This window comes from Piscinibacter sp., assembly GCF_050175855.1.
Lineage (GTDB): Bacteria > Pseudomonadota > Gammaproteobacteria > Burkholderiales > Burkholderiaceae_C > Piscinibacter.
Window position 1 is genome coordinate 1 of record NZ_JBFXIO010000446.1, and the last position, 3795, is coordinate 3795.

Consider the following 3795-nt stretch of genomic DNA (forward strand, 5'->3'; position numbering starts at 1 on the left):
CACCGATGATGTCGGAGATCTTCTTGGAGCTGGCGTTGATCTCGTCCATGGTGGAGACCACCTGGGAGACGACGCTGCCACCGCGCTGGGCCACCTCGGCGGCGGAGGCCGCGAGCTGGTTGGCCTGAGCGGCCGAGTCGGCGCTGTTGCGCACCGTGGCAGTGAGCTGCTCCATCGCGCTGGCGGTCTGCTGCAGGTTGCTCGCGGTCTGCTCGGTGCGCGAGCTCAGGTCCTGGTTGCCCGAGGCGATCTCGGTGCTGGCCGTACCGATGCTGTCGGAGCTCGATCGCACCTGACCCACCAGGCCGCGCAGCGAGGCCTGCATCGCTTCCAGCGAGCGCAGCAGTTCGGCAGTCTCGTCGCGCCCGTCGATCACCAGCCGGTGGCTGAGGTCGTGCTGCTCGATGCGGCCGGCGAGTGCCTTGGCGGCCTCGATCGGCTCGCGCACCGAGCGGTAGGTGAGCCACATCACACCGGCCAGGATGGCCATGATGGCGGCGCCACCGAGGATGCCGCCAAGGCCGATCTGGCGATCCATCTCGCGTGCTTCGGCACGTGCCGCGGCGAGCCGCTCGCGTGCTGCGGCGGTCAGTCGAAGCTGCTCGGCCTGCGCCTGCGCATCGAGCGTGCCGGCGGCGCGCAGTTCGTCCGCGCGGGCCATCACCGCCAGTTCGCGCGTCACCGTCGCTTCGAGCTGCTGGTTGACGCGGTCGCGCGCGACACGCGTGACGCCGAGGAAGACCGTGGTCAGCAGAGCCAGCAACACGGTCACCGCGATGAAGCGGTTGCGGATGCTGAGCTGGCGCAGGAGCAAAGACATGTCGAGACGGCGTCGGCTGCGGACGCGAGGGAATCAGTGACGAGAGCGGCGCACCAGGCTGCCCACGTCGAGGATGAGGGCGACACGGCCGTCGCCCATGATGGTGGCGCCCGACACGTCGTCCACGCGGCGGTAGTTGGCCTCGAGGTTCTTCACCACGACCTGCTGCTGTCCGAGCAGCTCGTCGACCAGCAGGGCGACGCGGCCCCCTTCGGCCTCGACCACGACCATGATCGCGCTGGCGTTCTCGAAGTCGAAGCGCGGCACGTTGAACACCTGCTCGAGCTCGAGCACGGGCATGTACTCGTCGCGCACTTCCACCACGCGGCCGCTGTTGCCGATGGTGCGGATCATTCCCGGCTGCACCTGGAACGACTCGACCACGCTGGACAGCGGCAGGATGTAGCACTCCTCACCGACGCCCACGCTCATGCCGTCCATGATCGCCAGCGTCAGCGGCAGGCGCACCTTGACGCTCATGCCGTAGCCTTCGGCCGAGTCGATCTCGACCGTGCCGCCCAGCGAGGTGATGTTCTTCTTCACCACGTCCATGCCGACGCCGCGGCCGGACACGTCGGTGACCACCTCGGCGGTGGAGAAGCCGGGCGCGAAGATCAGGCCCCAGACTTCCTGGTCGGTCATCGAGTCGGGCGCGTCGATGCCCTTCTCGCGGGCCTTCTTCAGCAGCTTCTCGCGCGACAGGCCCTTGCCGTCGTCGCGCACCTCGATGACGATGGAGCCGCCCTGGTGGGAGGCCGACAGCGTGATCGTGCCGTGCTCCGGCTTGCCCTTGGCCACGCGCTCGGCGGGCAGCTCGATGCCGTGGTCGCAGCTGTTGCGCACCAGGTGGGTCAGCGGGTCGGTGATCTTCTCGACCAGGCCCTTGTCGAGCTCGGTAGCCTCGCCGTGCGTCACGAACTCGACCTTCTTGCCGAGCTTGCCGGCCAGGTCGCGCAGCATGCGCGGGAAGCGGTTGAAGACGATCGACATCGGGATCATGCGGATCGACATCACCGATTCCTGCAGGTCCCGCGTGTTGCGCTCGAGGTCGGCCAGGCCGGCGGCGAGCTGCTGGTACAGCGCCGTATCGACGTTCTTGCTGTTCTGCGCCAGCATCGCCTGCGTGATGACGAGCTCGCCGACGAGATTGATCAGCTGGTCGACCTTCTCCACCGAGACGCGCAGCGTCGAGGACTCGAGCGCCGCCGTGGCGGACTTCTCGGCCTTCGGCGCGGGGCGCGCGGCCGGCTTGGGCGCTGCCGGCGCTGCGGCCGCCGCGGCGGCCGGCTCCGCGCTGCCGCTGGCCGTGGCGGCCGCTGCGCCGGGCGCGCCGGGCGCGTCGTCGAAGAAGCCGTAGCCGGGATCGGCGGCCGCAGCGTCTTCCTGCGGCGCGCCGGGGTTGCCGGCATGGAAGCCGTAGCCCGGGCCGAGCGGCAGCAGGGCCACCGCCTCGCGCGGCACGTGGAAGGTGAACAGGTCCAGCAGGTCGTTGTCGCTGCTGGTGGTGGTGATCTTGAAGCGGCGCATGCCGTCGCTCGGCTGGCCGCCGTCGATCGGCTCGATCGTGCCGAGATCGGTGATCTCCTTGAACAGCTCGATCAGGTTGTCGGCCATGGCCGGCTGGTCCAGCGGGCCGACGCGCAGTTCCAGTGCGCGGGCGCCGCCCGTCGCGGCGGCCGCAGCGGCGGCAGCAGGCGCCGGCGCCTGGCTCGGCGCCGGCGCGGCGGCTTGCACCGGCACCAGCGGCGCTTCGCCGGCGACCAGCGCGCGGATATTGAACAGCAGCTCGGTGGTGTCGATCGCGTCGCCGCCGGCACCCTGGTGGCGGGCCAGCTGGGCGCGAAGCGCGTCACCCGAGGCCAGCAGCACGTCGACCATCGCGGCCGTGGGGGCCAGCTCGTGGCGGCGCAGCTTGTCCAGCAGCGTCTCCATCTGGTGGGTCAGCTCGGCCACGTCGTTGAAGCCGAAAGTCGCCGCGCCGCCCTTGACGGAGTGCGCGCAGCGGAAGATCGAATTGAGTTCCTCGTCGTCGGCGGCCTCGATGTCGATCTCGAGGAGCAGCTGCTCCATGCGGTCGAGGTTCTCGCCGGCTTCCTCGAAGAAGACCTGGTAGAACTGGCTCAGGTCGATGCCGGCGCCGGCGTTCGCGCCTTCCGAAGTCATCTCGGCCATGGGGTCGTGCTCCCGTTTCTCTCGTGTGCCCGGCGCTTGCTCAGCGGATCACCTTCTTGATGACCTCGAGCAGCTTGGTCGGGTCGAAGGGCTTGACCAGCCAGCCGGTGGCGCCGGCGTTGCGGCCGGCCTGCTTCATCTGGTCGCTGGACTCGGTGGTCAGGATCAGGATCGGCGTGGCCTTGAACTTCGGGTTGTCGCGCAGTTTCTTGGTCAGGCCGATGCCGTCCAGGCGCGGCATGTTCTGGTCGGTCAGCACCAGGTCGAAGTCGCGCGATCCGGCCTTCTCCCAGGCGTCCTGGCCGTCGACCGCCTCCACGACGTTGTAGCCGGCGCTCTTGAGCGTGAAGGAGACCATTTGGCGCATCGAGGCCGAGTCGTCCACAGCGAGGATTGAATGCATGTCGGGCTCCAGGTAACGAGTGGATTTCGGAGAGGTTTCGGTTTTCTTGAATGCCAGGGCTCAGAACAGCTCGACGGAACCGGCGTCCATCTCGTCCTGCGTGACTGGGTTGGGGCGCAGCGGGGCCGATTCGATGACGGCGGCGCCGTCTTCGTCGTCGCCCATGGCCTCGGCGGCCAAGCGGTCGGCGCAGCTGCGCAGCCGCGTGTTGGTGTGGTGGATCAGCTGCGAGGCCATGTCCTGGAACTGCATCGCGGTGATCGCGCCGGCCATGTGCTGCATCGCGTCGTGCAGCTGGCGCACGTCGACGTCGGGGTGCTGCGCCATCGTGTGCAGCAGGTGGTTGAGCTGTCCCGAGGCGCCGTAGAAGTGGCCGAGCAGGGCGTCGCTCGCGTCGCTG

4 protein-coding genes are annotated in these 3795 nt (G+C 69.0%); all 4 read right to left on the bottom strand.

Annotated features, from left to right (window positions below; translation table 11 throughout):
- The coding region (locus tag AB7U92_RS23520) for a HAMP domain-containing protein (RefSeq protein WP_428582679.1) at nucleotides 1-820 on the bottom strand (820 nt) is incomplete at its 3' end.
- 33 nt (nucleotides 821-853) lie between these two features.
- Nucleotides 854-2992, bottom strand: coding sequence for a chemotaxis protein CheA (locus AB7U92_RS23525; protein WP_428582681.1), 2139 nt, complete (start codon nucleotides 2990-2992; stop codon nucleotides 854-856).
- 40 nt (nucleotides 2993-3032) lie between these two features.
- Complete coding sequence (locus AB7U92_RS23530; RefSeq protein ID WP_293429809.1) at nucleotides 3033-3395, bottom strand: response regulator; 363 nt, start codon at nucleotides 3393-3395, stop codon at nucleotides 3033-3035.
- Between the two features lie 60 nt (nucleotides 3396-3455).
- The coding region (locus tag AB7U92_RS23535; protein ID WP_428582684.1) for a hypothetical protein at nucleotides 3456-3795 on the bottom strand (340 nt) is incomplete at its 5' end.